The sequence below is a fragment of the Lysobacter sp. OAE881 genome, from assembly GCF_040546665.1.
Lineage (GTDB): Bacteria > Pseudomonadota > Gammaproteobacteria > Xanthomonadales > Xanthomonadaceae > Lysobacter_J > Lysobacter_J soli.
The window spans coordinates 3,978,168-3,994,419 of sequence record NZ_JBEPOG010000001.1 but is presented as its reverse complement, the minus strand read 5'-3'; the positions used below and the strand labels follow the sequence as shown (position 1 = coordinate 3,994,419).

The following is a 16,252-nucleotide window of genomic DNA, read 5'->3' as shown; positions in this document are numbered from 1 at the left end:
ACTGCTAATGTCCGCTTTCGACCCAAAGCGGACATTACGGGGGGCGCATGTTTGGATGGCGAAGGAAGAAGGCTCAACCACCGAGCGAACCGAGTGCCAAGTTCCCGCCGGTGCCCGACTGGCAGCCTTCGATCGTGCAGCCCCTGGAGTCGATCGAAGACCGTGTCAGGTACTACACAGACGGCAAGCGGGACTTCGCCTTGTTCGCTAATGGAACGTTCGTCCTGCTACCGGTGGGCTTAAGCGAAGCGCAGGCCGAAGCCTTCGCATTGGCCGCGCTCGACGAAGTCTTTCATGCGCACCCCGATATGCGGCCGGTAGCGATGGACGATGGCAACATCCTAATTGGGTACAAGAACGACATCACGGCGAACGTGGTGCTCAGCGACGTCGTGGCGGCAAACTGGACTGAGATCGAGGCGCAGCATCAACGTGCCTTGGCCAAGCACGAGGTGCTCATGACTCCCCTCGGGCAGAACAAGTTCGATGCCTTTGGAATCAAGGCGCTTTTCGGGCGCTGTTTTATGTTTATGGATGCCCAGCGGCCGCGTGTACTGAAGGTCGTTCGGCACGCGACCTGACTTCAGCGAGTGGTTTCGGCTCACATCCCTTCGATGACCGCTTCTGGCCGAAAGCGGACCTCGTCCGGACCAGCCCGCTACGGCGGTGGTAATGTCCGCTTCCGACCCGAAGCGGACATCGGACGTTCTGAATCGAGGGGGAGCAGATGAACGAAAAGACAGTCGTCGCTACCGATTCGCATCGTGAGAGCGAACTTGGGCGAGTGGCGCTTTGGCTGGACGTGGAAGACTTGAAGTGGCTAGCCGCGCATTGCGCATGTGATGACTCAACCAGCGAAGCCGAGCGTGATCGGTGTAGTCGCCTCCGCTTTCGCGCCAATGCGGCCCTGCACAAGGCCGGGTTGAAATCCTGATTTCGGAAACGTCCGCTTCTGGCCGATAGCGGACGTTCGGCCAGACGAGGCCACTGTGGCGATGTTAATGTCCGCTTTCGACCCAAAGCGGACATACCCGCGATTCGGACAGGGACCGAATGGAGCTTCTACTAAATGTCGAGGACCGCTTCATGCTCACCGGTCGAGGGTTAGCTCTGGCGCCCGATTTGCCGCTCCCGCATGACAAGCACAAGCCCGCCTGCGCCGTTGTCGTCGAGCGGCCGGACGGGACCAGGTTGCACGCAGAGGCACAGCTTCGTCTCGATCACTTTCGACCTGGTGGCTACAAACTGATTGTCTATCTGGCTGGGCTCGATAAGGCTGACGTACCCGTAGGTAGCAAAGTCTGGAAGGTGTGAGTCGAACGTCCGCTTCTGGCCGATAGCGGACGTTCGACCGGCACCCCCGGCAGCCGGGCTGCTAATGTCCGCTTTCGACCCAAAGCGGTCATTGCTCGGTCATCGGACCCGGCCGCTAGATCCATCTACTAGGTCCGCTAGCCATGTCCCTTCAGCAACACCAAGCCATCCAGATTGCGCGGGACTTTGTCGCTGACCGCAGACTGGACAGAACATATCCGCTCAAGGATCGCCATTACAGTGCAACGCTCGTTGACAGTGATTCGTTCTCACGATCGCTCGGAGTCAACTGTCGCCACTGGAGGGTAACTTTCGAGCACCTCGTTCCAGAAGGTATCGTGCTAAGCCCCGACGAGGTGACGGTCCTGGTCGAGGAGACATCGGGAAAAGCCACCTTGGCCACTCTGATGTGACGCGGCGTTAGTGAATGACCGCTTTTGGCCGATAGCGGACATCTAGGAAGGACGGACGCGACGGCGGCTGCTAATGTCCGCCTTCGACCCGAAGCGGACATTAAGGGGATCGCTGATGCACTTCGTACGACTGGGGGAGTTCCTCGCGGTTTCTCGCATTACGGGACCAACCCATAACCTCTTGCAGATCAGGCTCGACGGCACTGGTTCTCGTCCGATCTGCGAGCGGCTTCCTGCGGCGGGCGGATGTAGCCACAAGCCATTGGATGAGGATGCACTCGTTAGGTACGTGCTTGAGGGCGTGGCCGAAGCCAATGGCGAACTCGGGACGGCCTACTCAGTCGCACACATTCGATATGTCGAGAACGACACGCCGCCAGAGGTCGTTTATGGCTTCATGGCGAAGCGCTTGATCGAGCGCCTGCACTCGGGCAGCGAGTTCGTTCCCGGGCTTTCGACCGAGTCCTAGAGGTCCCGAGGCAACGTTTGGGCGATGTCCGCTTCTGGCCGATAGCGGACGTTCGGCCGGGACGCCCGGCAGCCGGGCTGCTAATGTCCGCCTTCGACCCAGAGCGGACGTTCTGCCCAAGTAATGGCCACCCCGCGATTCATAGGCACGGCGATGGCCGTTTTTGCGCTCGCGTCCTGTTCCGATGGACCGCGTATCGAGAAATCCGGTCGCATGAGCTGTGAGCGAATGATCGAGCTGTCAACGTCCGCTTCCTTGGAACATATTGCACGTCAGCTCGTGTCGATCGCCAACGAGAACCATCTGGATGCGAGGCGTGATTCTGCGACCGAAAGCGCCCTTCGCGATGAGTTCGGGCAAGAGCCACTGCTTCTGTATCTGGCGCGTCCGCACGGAAACCACGAGGCGCTACACGTGGCCGCGATGCGGGTACCTCCCGGTGACGCGGTTGCCATTCAGGTGTACGTGGATGGCACGGACGAGCACACCGCACGTCAGCTGTGTAGAGGCATCCAGCGGATCTCGACGTCGGCCCCCATTCTGGATTGAGCGGTCACGTGAATGACCGCTTCTGGCCGATAGCGGACGCTCGGTCGGGACGGCCGGCGGCCGGGCTGCTAATGTCCGCTTGCGACCCAAAGCGGTCATATCAGGGATGAGGCGCTATGAGTTCTTTCGTACGAGGCGCATTCGTAATCGCAATATTCGTGACGGCGTCGTGTTCCGTGTCGGGCACGCAGGACCAAACTGGCGATGGAGGCATTGATCTGCCGGCCGTGATCTCGGCCGAGGCGATGCTGTCGCCCTCGGCCAAGTTCGCATCCCAACCCATCGCGCTGAACATACAGGGCGAGTACGCCAACTTCTCGAAGAAGTGCAGTCAGACGAAAGCACTCATTGGACCGGTTGCCTATCCCAGACAGGTGGTCGCGTTCGATGAGCCGGGGCGACGCCGTATTCCGACGAGCATCGAGGGTACCGACAAGGGCTGTCCGCTTCAGCTCGTCAGCATCCAAGTTGAACTTCTCGCGGCGGCTGGGGATTCTCTGGCAGGAGGCGCTGCATTTATCGGGACGCCGGGAAGGAAAGCGCTCCTCCAGTGCTTCAGTTCAGTGAACGCCCCGGGGACCTGCGTCGTAGTAGGACCCGAATCGGCCAAGGCGCGCGAAGCGCGCAAGGCCATGCTCATTGGCGACCTCGTAATCCGTTGGACCGAAGCCGGGGCCCGGCCCGCTCCTGACCGATAGCGGACGCTCGGCCGGGACGGCCGGCAGCCGGGCTGCTAATGTCCGCTTCCGACCCGAAGCGATCGTTCGGTAAGCGCAGTCAGGGGGATTGATGAAGTACCGTTCGCTCTTTGCTATCGGCATGGCGCTCTATGCCATCGCATCCGGCGCCGTGGCTAAAGATCCAATGGCCGAGTTGGCCGAGTACTGCTTCGTTCGCGAGGAATCGACGCAGCTAATGGCACGTGGTCGCGACAGAGGTGTTTCAAAGGAAGCGGTCCTAGCTTCATTGCCTTCGGGAGAGTCGGATGCAGAGGCCGCAGCTCGCAGCCGCCTAGACGATGTTTACCGATTCGCACAACTGGATGGCCGAACGTTGGAGGCGTTTCGCAGAGCAAGCTGCATCTACCAGGGAATGCTTGGCGGACTCGAGCCAACGTTCGACGACGAAATAGAAGCGTCGCTCCTGAGGTGCCAGCAGCAGCCGGGCACTGACCGGCAATCCTGCGTCATCAGAGCCACAAAGGCGGCCCTTACTTCACCGCTTCCTCGCGAGGGCCGCAAGCAATGACCGCTTCTGGCCGATAGCGGACATTCGGCCGGGACGGCCGGCGGCAGGGCTGCTAATGTCCGCTTTCGACCCAAAGCGGACATTGGGGAATAAAGAGTTGGAACCGCGACCGGAGTTCGACGTGGGGCAACGCGTATCGGTGCGTGTCAATGAGCGGAATCTCACTCCGCGTGTAGGCACTGTGCTGCGCGTCGTCTGGCACTTCAAGGATGCTTGCTACAACTACTACCTTGAAGTCGATGGCAGGAAGATTGGAAAGCGGTACTTCGCCAGCGACTTGATATCCGAGGATTGACGGAGCGTCCGCTCCTGGCCGTTAGCGGACATTCGGGCGGGAGTGGGGCGGCCAGCAATGCTAATGTCCGCTTCCGACCCAAAGCGGTCATCCACCCGCGGCCGACCATTATCTTGCTGCGCCTCAATGTGAGCTCTTCCATGCGGATGATCTTGTCGCTGTTGCTCGTAGGCGTCTTCGGGTTGTCCGGGTGTTCCATTCATGGCGGGCTGTCATCGGAACGCGAGCGCGAGACCTTTGACGCCAGGCAAGCGCACTATCAGAAGCTGGCGTCGGAGCCGACGCCGGACGCTTGGCGCGCGGGAGTGGACTGGGAGTTCGTGACCACCGGCAAGGACGGCGCAGTCGTGGAATCGTTCGTCGTACGCGTCACTGATGCTCCCCAGGACGCTTGCTTGTCGGGCGACTGGAGGAAGCTGGAGATCGTCAGTGGGAGCACAGGCAAGCTCCGCGCTCCGGCTTACGTGATCGACGGACGCAATCTCCATGTTCTTCTGTCGACGGCATTGTGTGATGCCTACCCGATGTACGCAGGCGAGCTGTCCGACAATGAATTCGCCGGCACTTACAACTTCACCCATATGCAGGGCAGCGAAGAACACGGGAAGGTATCGGGGCGGCCGGTTCGACTGTTCCCCTAGCTGTAATGTCCGCTTCTGGCCGATAGCGGACACTGAACGGCCGCGGCAATGCCCGGGCTCGGAATTCGGCCCGGGGATTGCGTTGGAGGTCGGCTCTTACGTCACGCCTGCCGCATCGAAGAGCAACCGCTCCATGCAGGAAAAGAAGCCGATCCAATACCCCGTGCAGTTAGCGTCGCGGAAGTCAATGTCAGCCGCAATCCAGCCTAGCGTTCCCATGCCTACGAGTTCGGGGTTGGCGCGCAGCCAATCGGCGTACTCGATCGCGTATTTGGCACCGACGCGCTGGGCCTGGATTTGCTTCAATGGCGTTTCGTCTACTGGCTCGACCGCCCAGTAGCGCGGGCGACCTTGTTCGCCGTCGACGACGAAGGGGAGGGCGGTGATGGACAGAGTGCCAGACGGCTGTGCTTCCGGCCGCACGCTACTCGCGCGCTTCTTCTTATTGGTCATTGCGGAATTCCTGTTAGGTGAATTCCGTCGATCTGCTGCCAAACAGGGCGACGGACGACGCGGGGTTGGCAGACCGGAACAGGACCGGCGAGCCTCTCGGCTCCCCCGCGCCGCCCGCCATAGGCGAGTGCGCTCCACGCAGGGCCCATCATCGCGAAAGACCGGAGAAACAAAAAGGCGCCGATCGATGATGGGCGCCTGCGCGCCTGTTGTCGGGCTGCCAAGCCCGGCACCGGAATCTGCCGGTGCCGTGCCAGCGTGCCAAAGCGAGAAAGCCGATTCAACCGCGTATGTGCGTCAGATCAATCTTTTTCGTGAGCTTTTGTCGCGGGTAGGACGGCGCCGGCCACGCGTAGACGACCACCGCACTCTACCGACTTCTGCATTCTTGGCCGCAAGCCATTTCGGCTTGCGCGCAAACCAAAATGGTTCGAGCGCAAGCCAGATTGACTTGCGCGCAAAGCAATTCGGCTTGCGAGCGGTTGAAACCGGTTTGCGCGCAAGCAAGTTTGCCTTGCGAGCAAGTGAACTTGACTTGCGCGCAAGCTAACTTCAGTCAAATGCGCGCCAATTTGCCTTGCGCGCAAGCCAAATTGCTTCTCGCGCAAGTCAAATCATGTTGTGCGCAAGCAGATTTGGCTTGCGTCCGGCATGAATTGGCTTGCGAGCAGGGCGTGACAACCGAACGTGGACTCGTCATGTACTCAGAGCGCCTCAGGTGCTCGACTATTTCTCAACTTTTAGTGGGGCTTATGTCGCTACTGTTGGGTGGCCGGCAACGAAGCCGGCGTACCAATAGGGAAGTAGGAAGCCTCATGAGTCAGAATCTAATCTCGCTCAGCTTTACTGGCGAGCAACTGGCCGCCATTGACGCAGCGCTGAGTTCCTTGGAACAGGAGTTCACGGACCTCATCGCCATGCCTGCGTACGAACGACGGCAATTAACCAAGATGGGCAACAAGTCCGAAGCCTTTTGCCGGCAGGCAATCGAAGTATTAAGCGCGAACCCGTACGTCCTGCCGCAGAACTTCGACTTGGCAGAGCTTCAGCGCGACCTCGTGGCGCTGGACCAGTTGCGGCCCAGATTGATTCGGCTGTCGCGGCTTCTCGAACGCGCAACGGACACCGAGACTGTGCTCGGTAGCGACATCATGAGTGCCGCTCTGGAGGGATACGCGATGCTCAAGGTTGCGGGAAAGACAGCAGGCATTGAGAGCCTCAGGAAAACTCTGGCTGCACGCTTTAACAGGACGGCGCGAGCGACCTCGACCGAAACCAAGCACTAACGTTCGCAGGCGCTGACAACTCGATCCGCAATCGGGTGCCGCGCAGCGGCACCCGACTTGCGGCCACAGGGCACGACGGCGCCATCACGGGCGCAACGCCCTACCGCCCAGCCGGCACCGAAACTCCAGCCTCCGTCTGCATCACGGGCTTCATGCTCCCGTCGGGGTTGTACTGCAGGTGTTCGACCGTCACCGCGCGCCGGCCGATCGCACCGTTCTGGTCGCCGATGGCCAGCGTGGCGTTATGCAGGAACAGGTACCAGTCGCCCCTGAACTGCACGATGCCGGGGTGGATCGTGAAGCTGTACTTGCCCGAGCCCGTCAGCTCGCCGCGATACGTCCACGGCCCCTGGATCGACGGCGCGGTCGCGTACGACACCTTTTCGTCCCGGTGCGTCTCGCGGTCGAGCGAGGCGTATGTCAGGTAGTACATCGCGCCGCGCTTGTGCAGCCACGGGCCTTCCTCGAAGTGCGGCGGCGTGATCTCGGTAATCGGCCCGTCTATCTCGATCATGTTCGGCTTGAGCCGGGCGATGTAGCACTGCCGGTTGCCCCACGCGATCCACGTCGTTCCGTCGTCGTCGGTGAACACCGTGGGGTCGATGTCTTCCCAGCTGTGCGTGCCCTTGGGCGTCATCTCGTTGGTGATGAGCGCCGAGCCCTTCGCATCGACGAACGGCCCGGTGGGCGTGTCGGCCACGGCCACCGCGATCGCTTTGCCCGGATGCGTATCGTCGTGCTCCACCGCCGCGTAGAACCAGAACCGCCCGTTCTTCTCGATGGCCTGCGACGCCCACGCATCAGCCTTGGCCCATTTGAAATCGGCCACCTTCATGATCGGGCCGTGGTCGGTCCAGGTCTTCATGTCGGCCGTCGAATAGACCAGCCACTCGCGCATGTTGAACATCTCGTCGCGCTGGGCTTCATCGTGCCCGACGTAAAGGTAAAGCCGGTCGCCCACCACCAGCGGTGCGGGGTCGGCGGTGAACTTGTCGCGGAAGAGGGGATTCGACCCCGGCGCAGCCTTCGTTTGCGCCACGGCCGCAAACGGCACCGTCGCCAGTGCAAGCAGCATCATCGACATGACGCGCGCGGCCTGTCTCATGCAGTTACCCATCCTGTTTCCCGTGATGTTGGCCGCCAGCGCGGCATGGAATAGGCACGTACCCAGAGCCTGCGCCGAGTGTACGAGAGCGCGGCGACGCATGCCGTCACCCCGGCGCCTCGTTCCGGTGGGGCGATCCACATTTCGGAGCCATGCTCGTGCTGTCCCGCCAAGTTCGGCCCGTGTCCCTTCAGGCCAATGTTGGCTGCGGCGAATGCCGGCGACCGCGCCGGCGAGCCAGCCTGCGGCTACGATGCTAATGTCCGCTTCCGACCCATAGCGGACATTCGCCATCAGGGCTGAAGGGCGCCAGGGCGATTGCGATCGAGCAGAGGATTGCGAACAGGAGAAGCCGGATGAAGTGGTTGTCGACGTTTACGCTTGCCGCGGTGACATGTAGTTCTCTTGCGTGCTCGCCCACCGATACCACCAGTCGGGGAACTCGGGGAACCGCTTCCACGCTCGCGCCCACCGGATCGCCCAGCAGTAGGGACATCGAAGAGATCGGACTCCAGCGTACAGGCTGCTTCGGTCCGTGCCCCGTCTACAAAGTCACCATCAAGCGAGATGGATCGGTGACATTCGATGGGAAAGAGTATGTTCTGCACAAGCGTAGTGCGACCTCGAAAATCGCGCTATCGGATTGGAACCTCCTTGTTGCTGCCCTGGAACGAACAAACTTCTTTGCACTGCAGGATCGCTACGCCACAAAGGAAGATGGCTGCCCTTCGATCTGGACCGATAACCCGTCTCTTGAAATTACGGTTGTGCGCGATAGCGGTGTGAAGCGCGTAATGCACTACCAAGGATGCAGGGGCCTTGACGAACTCGACGCAATCGATTGGCTGGGCACCACAATCGATCTAGTGACCAGCACTCGGCAGTGGATTGGGCACGACGCTGATCAGCTTTAGCAGTACTCAGCCGACAAAAGCCCACAATGTCCGCTCCTGGCCGAAAGCGGACGTCGAGGCGGGCTAGTCGGCCGGGCCGATGGTAATGTCCGCTACCGCCCGAAGCGAACGTCCACAGGGGGGGCGCGGTAAGCTTTACTAAAGCAGCCGAGATCGTTGAGAGCATGGGTACTACTCATAGATTCATCGCAGACCCGTCCCAGCCTTCCGAAGTTCTTGAGTGGTTCCGCTCGCTAGACGAAGCTCCAGTCGAGGCGCGTACGGATAGAGGGATCGTTCTCTACTTCTCCGCCCAAGGGCCGCTTGCATATCAGGGGAGCGGAAACATCGACGAGCGCTCTTCGCCCATAGTCACGATTTTCCTCCCGCGCGCTAGGCGCGGCGAGCTTTGGACTGTAGGTGAGGCGCACTTCTTGTCCACACCGCTCCGGCGGTTCCCGTCCTTGCAGAAGGTCAACCTGGCGTTCGGTAGATGGCTCTCCCGCCTGCAGTGTGTGTATTCCAACGGGCGGAGCGAAAGCGACTTCAACTATTACCTGGAGGGTTCGATTCGCAACTACGACACTCCAGTGTTTGCGTTCGATTCCGGATTACGCTCACTTCAGGATGGCCGCTACTTCGTAGCGGATGACGACTCCGAGGCTAGGCTTGATTCGCTCTGCAGGGCTCTTCGGTTGCGAGGCATCGAGTGCGCAGCTACCTAACAGGTAGCCGAGTCCAGGGCATAGTCCGGATTCATCGGCGCTCGCGAAGTCCGCTTCTGGCCGATAGCGGACGTTGGGCCGATTGAAGTGGGCTCGGCGGTGCTGATGTCCGCTTTCGACCCAAAGCGGTCATATCAGGGTTGAGGCGCTATTAGTTCTTTCGTACGAGGCGCATTCGTAATCGCAATATTCGTGACGGCGTCGTGTTCCGGGTCGGGCACGCAGGACCAAACTGGCGATGAAGGCATGGATCTGCCTGCCGTGATCTCGGCCGAGGCGATGCTGTCGCCCTCGGCCAAATTCGCATCCCAACCCATCGCGCTGAACATACAGGGCGAGTACGCCAACTTCTCGAAGAAGTGCAGTCAGACGAAAGCACTCATTGGACCGGTTGCCTATCCCAGACAGGTGGTCGCGTTCGATGAGCCAGGGCGACGCCGTATTCCGACGAGCATCGAGGGTACCGACAAGGGCTGTCCGCTTCAGCTCGTCAGCATCCAAGTTGAACTTCTCGCGGCGGCTGGGGATTCTCTGGCAGGAGGCGCTGCATTTATCGGGACGCCGGGAAGGAAAGCGCTCCTCCAGTGCTTCAGTTCAGTGAACGCGCCGGGGACCTGCGTCGTAGTGGGACCCCAATCGGCCAAGGCGCGCGAAGCGCGCAAGGCCATGCTGATTGGCGACCTCGTAATCCGTTGGACCGAAGCCGGGGCCCGGCCCGCTCCTGACCGATAGCGGACGCTCGGACGACGACCGGCGACCAAGTTGCTAATGTCCGCTTTCGACCCAAAGCGGACATCCGGATGCGCAGGCAGGAGGCGTGGAGATCGCATGTATTTCGCACTTAGCGCCGATGATCTGATGCTTTATGTGTTCCCCACCGTGACCGCGCTGACTGACTACTGTGAAGGCTGCGACGTCGAATCGGGTGGTTGGCTGTTTTGGGACCAAAGCGGCGCTCCGCTCCAACCTCGCTTCACGGAGCCAGTTAATCGGTCCGGGCGTGTCGTGGACGGCGGGATCTACGTCCTTGAAGCCGGCGCGGGGGAACGCTTGGTCACAACACTGCACAGGGTCACAGGCTTGGAATCGGATGCCTCGTTTCGGAATGTGGAAGACGTACGGAAGTACCTCGGCGGCTGATGTCCGCTCCTGGCCGATAGCAGACGCTCGGCCGGACGAGCCTGCTTTGGCGGTGCCAATGTCCGCTTCGACCCGACGCGGACATTCGAGGCACACTAGCTCTACCCCCCCCCCCGGTCGCCGTACGAACCCTTCGCATGCCAAGCCCTCAGTACCTGATTGCCCACGCGTGCTTTGCTTGCCGAAAGAGCTTCAAGGTCGCACCGCGTCCGGCCTTCACGGCAACCTGCCCGAACTGCAGTGCTCAGCTTCATGAGATGGGTCGATCGTTCAGGGCCCCGCCTACGAAGGACACAGAGCAGTGGGCGACGGTCCAAGCGCTCTTTGACGCAGGTTTCCGCTTCTCCAGTTACCGCAGCGTAGATGGACCGCCGTTGCCCGATCGGTTGTCTGAGGTGGACGGGTTCATTCGGGATTACCCGGAGCACCCGCTTCGCGTTGCGCCGCCACAGAGTCGCTCAGGCCGAGGCATCAGCTGATGTCCGCTGTTGGCCGATAGCGGACATTAGGGCAGGACAACAGCCCGGGCGGTGCTAATGTCCGACGCGAAGTGGACACAAGGAAAGGTGCTTCGAATGGCGATACGGCCGATGGGAAAGTGGCTGCTGCGCTGGGGGTCGCTGGCGCTCGCCGTCGTCCCCACATCGATTGCCCTGACCATGTTCTTTCGCGCGTGGGCCTTGTCCGACCACGCGGTGCTGGATCGCCCGTTCTGGCCCATCGTCGTCCTGCAGTTGTGTGCCATTGCCGCGTTTAGTTGGCACGCACTCGGCAACAAGCGACTTGAGGAGGGTGGTGCGGCGCAATGGATCGTCCAGTTCGTGGTGATCATCCCGTTCGGCACGATCGACTACTGGCGCAAGTACCTATGGGCCGACTCGTCACGACCATGAAACGAAGCCTCCAGCTGACGGTACTCATCCTTTACATGGCGATCGCCGGTTGCGAAACGTATATCGCCGAGCGCCGGTATCCGACGCTGGAGGACGCCAAGGCGGATCACCTGTACGAGCGAGGCTGGCTTCCCGACGTGTTGCCGCCATCATCCGTCGATATCCATACCGTCAACAATCTGGACGCGAGCACCTCGAAGGGAAGCTTCCGTTTCCAACCGTCGGAAGGGCCGCTGCTTTTCGGGAAATTGATAGCCGTCGCTCCTGCCGACGCACCGATCTCCAACTGGCGCGACATGCTGATGGATTACAAGCAGCGCGGCTTCACCGCTTGGAGCTATCGGGAAGGCGATGGGCACTGGGTGTTCTTCTGCATCACCAGCGCCGGCAAGTGCGAGTACACGATGTGGTCCGCACCTGGGGCCACGACCACGACCGCTTCTGGCCAATAGCGGTCGTTCATCCGGGATGGACGGCAGCCGGGTGCTAATGTCCGCCTTCGACCCGAAGCGGACACTCGGTTCGCGATTCACTTTGATCCGAGTTGGTCATGACAACCTTGCGATATGGCGTTTGGCTACTTACCGGTGACAGACCACTTTCGAGCGCTCGCTATTGGCGAGAGGATGCGGACGGTCTCTCGCAACCAACCCCGTTCAGTCGAGCGCTAGGGATTAGGTCGACCGACTCGGACCTGTCTTTCTCAGGTGTGTTTAGCGAACTGGGGCGTGGTCATCGTTCCCTGCCGCTTCTGCTGAAGGGAATGTTCGGTCGCTCGTTCGTGAGTACGCAGCCGCTCGTTACGCGAGAGGTGCTTTCCCGACGGCTACGGGCCGCGACAGGTTTCGCAGTGATAGCCGCCCCGGGCTTGAGGCTTCGCACGCTGCCCGGGCTGGCGCGGCTCGTGGCCACCGCGCAAATCAAGGCAGAGCGCACAGACGAATGACCGCTTCTGGCCGATAGCGGACATGGCTCCCGCGGGCGCGCGACGGCGATGCTAACGTCCGCTTCGACGCAGGGCGGAAATTCAAATGATGAAGATTTTGTGCTCCACTTGCCTCGTGATGGCCTGTTTCTCTTGACAGGGTGTCGCGCGCCCGACCAAGACAAGCTTGACGCGTTGGCCGCGTCGTTGATTTCCACTGGGAGCCGTCTGGGCGACGTGAGGGGTCGTCTCAATAGCGAAGGATTCGAGTGCGAAATGAGATCGCCCACGCCGAACGTGCACTGCAGTCGCAGGAGCGGGTCGTTGATTAACGCATGCGTGGAGAACGTGACCCTGATAGTCGACCCGGCGCGTAACAAGGTTACCGGCGCGACGGCAGGCAAAGTGTCATGCGCAGGCTTCTGAGGCAAAGATGCCTCGCGTGAAGCACGTGACGGCTAGTCACGCAAATGCCTGCTCCGGCCGATAGCGGACGTTCGACCGGCCGATCCCGCTGTTGCGATGCTAATGTCCGCGGCCGACCCGAAGCGGACATTCGGGTCGCTGCACAAAAGGAACTTGTCGGAGCTCAACCTCGTGCCCAGATTGCTGCTACTACTCTTTCTGCTGTTCATCCCGCTGTGCGCGATTGCGCAGGAAGGGCCGATCCTGCATCTCCACTGCGATCCTTCGCAGCCTAGGATCGCGCTGGCGATGACACGTTTGCCGGATTGGACGCCAAGCCGTCCCGGCGCCCACGTCGAGCGCATCGAGGTCGCCAAGCTGGTGATCTATAGTCCGGAAGACGAGCGGGGAGATACCTACCGGCTAGGGAGCACGTCCACCACGCGGACCTGTGGAAACCTGGTCGTCAGAGTCACCGGCGCCTTCTTCAACTCCAAAACGCAAGGCGAGATGGGGGCGGCAGATGACTACCCCATTGTCGAGCTCTTCGATGGTGACAAGCCATTGGCGACGCCACTTGCCGTTGGGGAATGTGACGCGTCAAACGGGATCTACAGCCTGTCGGCGGAATGCCCCAGGAACTGGGCCAGCCAGATAACCGTGTTCTTCTCCAGCGGTTCCGCGGTGCTGCACTTGCGCCATGAGTACGATGAATTCCGCAGCGAGCTGTCTGCTTCCAACCCATGACGACGTGCCCTGCGGGGCTCGCGAACGACCGCCGAAAGCGGGCGTTCGGCGGATCGAGGCGGGCCGGCAGTGCTAATGTCCGAGTCTGACCCATAGCGGACGCTCGGGGCAGGGGAAGGTGGCTTTGCCAAAGTCAATCTCGCTACTCTTGTGGGCTGCGCTTCTCGCTAGCGGCTGTGCTCGTCAGCACGATGTGCTCGTGGTTGGAAAGGCGGAGTTCCCAGGGCAGGTTTCCTTCATTGCTGAGGGGAACGTGATGGAGGGTTACGACCTCTCGATCCTGCTGAGCGATGCGATCCATAAGCGAGTTGCCAAGGCCACCGTCTACTGCACCCTGGATTCGCCAGCGGACGCGACCAGCTATCTGAAGGGGTATGAGGTGAAAGGATCCAACATCGTTCTTTCGCTCACTGACGACACATCCTGCGGCGAGCGCGTGGACGGAAAGCTGATCGGTGGAAAGCGCATTGAAGTGACCGCTCCTGGCCGATAGCGACATCGAGAACCGCGTCTTCAATGCTGATGTCCGTCCTCGAGCGGCGCAGTCGAGCGGAGACGTGGCGCCTCTGGACGGCACGCGACTTCGCGCGGAGCAAGCCATCTTCGTGAAACAGGAGTCAGGGGGGATGCATGGATACGCAGCGATCGCTGGCGGACAGGCTCTGGACGCTTGAGACGCGCAACAGGCGCATGGGCATCGCGTCGAAGGCCGCGCAGCTTTCCGACTACACCTGATGTCCGCTCCTGGTCGAAAGCAGACACGGTTGAGGGGGCGTAGCCTGCTACATGGACCACCGGCCAATCTTTGAAGCATTCGCATCTGCCTTTGTCATGCCGGCGTTCCGCGACCGCTTCGTACATGAGGCGTTGAAGCGGCCTGACACGCTGTTGGCGCGCGTCTGCCACACCCCTGGCGATCTGTTTGAAGCCTCCCTCGCCCGGGGCAGGTGCAGCTTTGAGCTTTCCGAGCCCTGCTTGATTTTGAGCAGCCCTAGGGGCTTCAGGTCATCCAGATGGGCTGAAGCTCACCGCGCGATGGGTCTCGGTGACGGGTTCCTGGTCGTAGGCGTCGCCGGAGCCAAGTTCTACGCCGAGACTGAGGCAACCAGAGGTACGCCTTCGATAACGTTTGCTGGTGGCAGCTAACGCGTTGTCCCGCCCGAGGCAAAATGGAGATGAAAAACGCAATGCCGGACCAACAGCCGCCAATGGCAGAGATTGCGGCCGACTACATTGCCGCTGTTCGATCGGGCACCAACTATTCGCATGCGCGTTTCGCTCCGATTGATTGTTGGCTCGACGGCCGCTGGGACGATCTTTGGCTCTTGATCCGATCCGTCTCGGATCTCCCTGAGGAGATCGACAGTCTGACCCTTGCTACGGTGGCCGCGGGTCCACTTGAGGGTCTGCTTTCGAAGGCGCCTGCGAGCTACGCCGATCGGGTTCTTGCCGAGGCGCGGCACTCGCCACGGTTGGCCAGGATGCTCACTGGTGTATGGCCCAGTTCCATTGCTCCGGAGACTTGGGGAAGGGTCGTCGAATTCTGTCGCAAGGCTCCCCATCCCATCGATGGAACGTATCAGTACTGAGCATGCTGACGCGATCGAGCCGGCGCTTTGCTTGGCCGTCCGCTTCTGGGCGATAGCGGACATTCGGCTCAGGGAACACGGCTCTGCGGTGCTGATGTCTGCGTCCGACCTATAGCGACATGCGTGCATGGCAACCAAGTCGGCTGAACATACCGTCTCTGACTGCCTTGATCGCCCCAAGCGCGCCTTTCACTGTGTTCGCCGGAGCTGATCCTCTTTGCGGACCTTTACGTGAGTTCGTGAGGTCGATCGAGCGTGAGGCGACGAGACGTCTTGAGTTTCACACCTTGTGGCGCGCGAACTTCAAAGGCGCGGGCCGGCCATCCTTGACAAGCGGTGCGATCACAATGGCTATGTCCCCGCGATGGCCGTGTGCGCGTACTTGCTGAAACACAGGGCGGTAGACTTATCCGAAAGCAATCTCGTCGCAAGCGAATGAGCCGCCATTGGGCGGCTCATTCCATCCTCTCCGTCAGGCCCGAGCGCGGCTCGCGTGGCGTCGGACTCGCAACTCCACCGCCGGCTGAGTCAGCATCCGGGTCGCAAGGACACCCGCATCGTCAGGGCATCAGCACCTTGTCGATCACGTGGATGACGCCGTTCTTCTGGTACACGTTCGCGATGGTGACGTTCGCGGCGTTGCCCTTGCTGTCGGTCACGGTGACCTTGCCGCCAGCTGCGCGGGCCGTCAGCGTTTCGCCCTGCACCGTCTTCAGTTCAGCCTTGCCGCCGCCGGCCTTGATCTGCGCCGCGATGGCCGCGGCATCCAACTTGCCAGGCACGACGTGATAGGTGAGCACGGCGGTGAGCTTGGACTTGTTCTCCGGCTGCAGCAGCGACTGGACCGCTCCGCTGGGCAGCGCATCGAATGCGGCGTTGGTCGGTGCGAATACCGTGAATGGGCCCGCGCCCTTGAGCGTATCGACAAGGCCCGCGGCTTTGACGGCGGCCACCAGCGTCGTGTGGTCCTTCGAGTTTGCCGCGTTGTCGACGATGTCCTTGCTGGCGAGCATCGGCGCTCCGCCGACCGTGGGATTGGCGCTGGGGGACGCCGCGTGGGCGGCGACGGTGCATCCGACGGCGAGCGTCAGGGCCAGTGCGATCTTCTTGATGTTCATGATGTCGTTACTCCTTCGATGACGTAGGCAGAACCGCAAGTCGG

The 16,252-nt window shown here is 61.1% G+C and carries 19 protein-coding genes; 16 read left to right on the top strand and 3 right to left on the bottom strand.

Annotated features, from left to right (window positions below; all coding sequences use genetic code 11):
• Window positions 1-110: 110 nt before the first annotated feature.
• The 7 genes from ABIE51_RS18300 to ABIE51_RS18275 all read left to right on the top strand — a co-directional run bounded on the left by ABIE51_RS18300 (window position 111) and on the right by ABIE51_RS18275 (window position 4,929).
• The gene (locus ABIE51_RS18300; protein ID WP_192632753.1) at window positions 111-581 is read left to right on the top strand and encodes a hypothetical protein; all 471 of its coding nucleotides are present in this window, start codon (window positions 111-113) and stop codon (window positions 579-581) included.
• A gap of 1,219 nt (window positions 582-1,800) precedes the next feature.
• Window positions 1,801-2,196: a hypothetical protein gene (locus ABIE51_RS18295; RefSeq protein WP_192632754.1), complete on the top strand. Its 396-nt coding sequence runs from the start codon at window positions 1,801-1,803 to the stop codon at window positions 2,194-2,196.
• A gap of 228 nt (window positions 2,197-2,424) precedes the next feature.
• On the top strand, window positions 2,425-2,745 hold the full coding sequence (locus ABIE51_RS18290; RefSeq protein ID WP_192632755.1) for a hypothetical protein: 321 nt from the start codon (window positions 2,425-2,427) through the stop codon (window positions 2,743-2,745).
• 176 nt (window positions 2,746-2,921) lie between these two features.
• The gene (locus ABIE51_RS18285) at window positions 2,922-3,443 is read left to right on the top strand and encodes a hypothetical protein (protein WP_192632756.1); all 522 of its coding nucleotides are present in this window, start codon (window positions 2,922-2,924) and stop codon (window positions 3,441-3,443) included.
• Window positions 3,444-3,534: 91 nt separating this feature from the next.
• Entirely contained in the window at window positions 3,535-3,993 is a 459-nt protein-coding gene (locus ABIE51_RS18280; RefSeq protein ID WP_192632757.1) for a hypothetical protein, read from the top strand.
• A gap of 55 nt (window positions 3,994-4,048) precedes the next feature.
• A complete protein-coding gene (locus tag ABIE51_RS19370; protein WP_502913312.1) occupies window positions 4,049-4,288 on the top strand; it encodes a DUF6960 family protein in 240 nt (79 codons plus the stop codon).
• A 140-nt stretch (window positions 4,289-4,428) separates the two neighbouring features.
• Window positions 4,429-4,929 (top strand): hypothetical protein, encoded by a 501-nt coding sequence (locus ABIE51_RS18275; RefSeq protein ID WP_192632758.1) that lies wholly within the window; start codon window positions 4,429-4,431, stop codon window positions 4,927-4,929.
• Between the two features lie 96 nt (window positions 4,930-5,025).
• On the opposite strand, the gene ABIE51_RS18270 is transcribed toward ABIE51_RS18275, so the two are convergent.
• On the bottom strand, window positions 5,026-5,382 hold the full coding sequence (locus tag ABIE51_RS18270) for a hypothetical protein (protein WP_192632759.1): 357 nt from the start codon (window positions 5,380-5,382) through the stop codon (window positions 5,026-5,028).
• 815 nt (window positions 5,383-6,197) lie between these two features.
• On the opposite strand from ABIE51_RS18270, the gene ABIE51_RS18265 reads away from it, so the two are divergent.
• Window positions 6,198-6,668, top strand: a complete 471-nt coding sequence (locus ABIE51_RS18265) for a hypothetical protein (RefSeq protein WP_192632760.1) — start codon at window positions 6,198-6,200, stop codon at window positions 6,666-6,668.
• Between the two features lie 100 nt (window positions 6,669-6,768).
• On the opposite strand, the gene ABIE51_RS18260 is transcribed toward ABIE51_RS18265, so the two are convergent.
• Window positions 6,769-7,773, bottom strand: a complete 1,005-nt coding sequence (locus ABIE51_RS18260; RefSeq protein WP_192632761.1) for a glycoside hydrolase family 43 protein — start codon at window positions 7,771-7,773, stop codon at window positions 6,769-6,771.
• A gap of 356 nt (window positions 7,774-8,129) precedes the next feature.
• On the opposite strand from ABIE51_RS18260, the gene ABIE51_RS18255 reads away from it, so the two are divergent.
• The 8 genes from ABIE51_RS18255 (at window position 8,130) to ABIE51_RS18220 (ending at window position 15,090) form a co-directional block, all read left to right on the top strand.
• The gene (locus ABIE51_RS18255) at window positions 8,130-8,687 is read left to right on the top strand and encodes a DUF6438 domain-containing protein (protein ID WP_192632762.1); all 558 of its coding nucleotides are present in this window, start codon (window positions 8,130-8,132) and stop codon (window positions 8,685-8,687) included.
• 950 nt (window positions 8,688-9,637) lie between these two features.
• Window positions 9,638-10,123 carry a hypothetical protein gene (locus ABIE51_RS18250; protein ID WP_192632763.1) on the top strand — a complete coding sequence of 162 codons (486 nt, stop codon included), beginning with the start codon at window positions 9,638-9,640 and terminating at the stop codon, window positions 10,121-10,123.
• Between the two features lie 96 nt (window positions 10,124-10,219).
• A complete protein-coding gene (locus tag ABIE51_RS18245; RefSeq protein WP_192632764.1) occupies window positions 10,220-10,531 on the top strand; it encodes a hypothetical protein in 312 nt (103 codons plus the stop codon).
• 536 nt (window positions 10,532-11,067) lie between these two features.
• Entirely contained in the window at window positions 11,068-11,424 is a 357-nt protein-coding gene (locus ABIE51_RS18240) for a hypothetical protein (RefSeq protein WP_192632765.1), read from the top strand.
• Window positions 11,421-11,876 (top strand): YbbD-related protein, encoded by a 456-nt coding sequence (locus ABIE51_RS18235; RefSeq protein ID WP_192632766.1) that lies wholly within the window; start codon window positions 11,421-11,423, stop codon window positions 11,874-11,876. Before ABIE51_RS18240 ends, ABIE51_RS18235 begins: the two co-directional genes overlap by 4 nt.
• A gap of 1,052 nt (window positions 11,877-12,928) precedes the next feature.
• Window positions 12,929-13,501 carry a hypothetical protein gene (locus ABIE51_RS18230; protein ID WP_192632767.1) on the top strand — a complete coding sequence of 191 codons (573 nt, stop codon included), beginning with the start codon at window positions 12,929-12,931 and terminating at the stop codon, window positions 13,499-13,501.
• 256 nt (window positions 13,502-13,757) lie between these two features.
• Window positions 13,758-13,994: a hypothetical protein gene (locus ABIE51_RS18225; protein ID WP_192632768.1), complete on the top strand. Its 237-nt coding sequence runs from the start codon at window positions 13,758-13,760 to the stop codon at window positions 13,992-13,994.
• Window positions 13,995-14,670: 676 nt separating this feature from the next.
• A complete protein-coding gene (locus tag ABIE51_RS18220; protein WP_192632769.1) occupies window positions 14,671-15,090 on the top strand; it encodes a DUF6869 domain-containing protein in 420 nt (139 codons plus the stop codon).
• Between the two features lie 560 nt (window positions 15,091-15,650).
• On the opposite strand, the gene ABIE51_RS18215 is transcribed toward ABIE51_RS18220, so the two are convergent.
• Window positions 15,651-16,208 (bottom strand): fasciclin domain-containing protein, encoded by a 558-nt coding sequence (locus tag ABIE51_RS18215; RefSeq protein WP_192632770.1) that lies wholly within the window; start codon window positions 16,206-16,208, stop codon window positions 15,651-15,653.
• Window positions 16,209-16,252 lie beyond the last annotated feature (44 nt).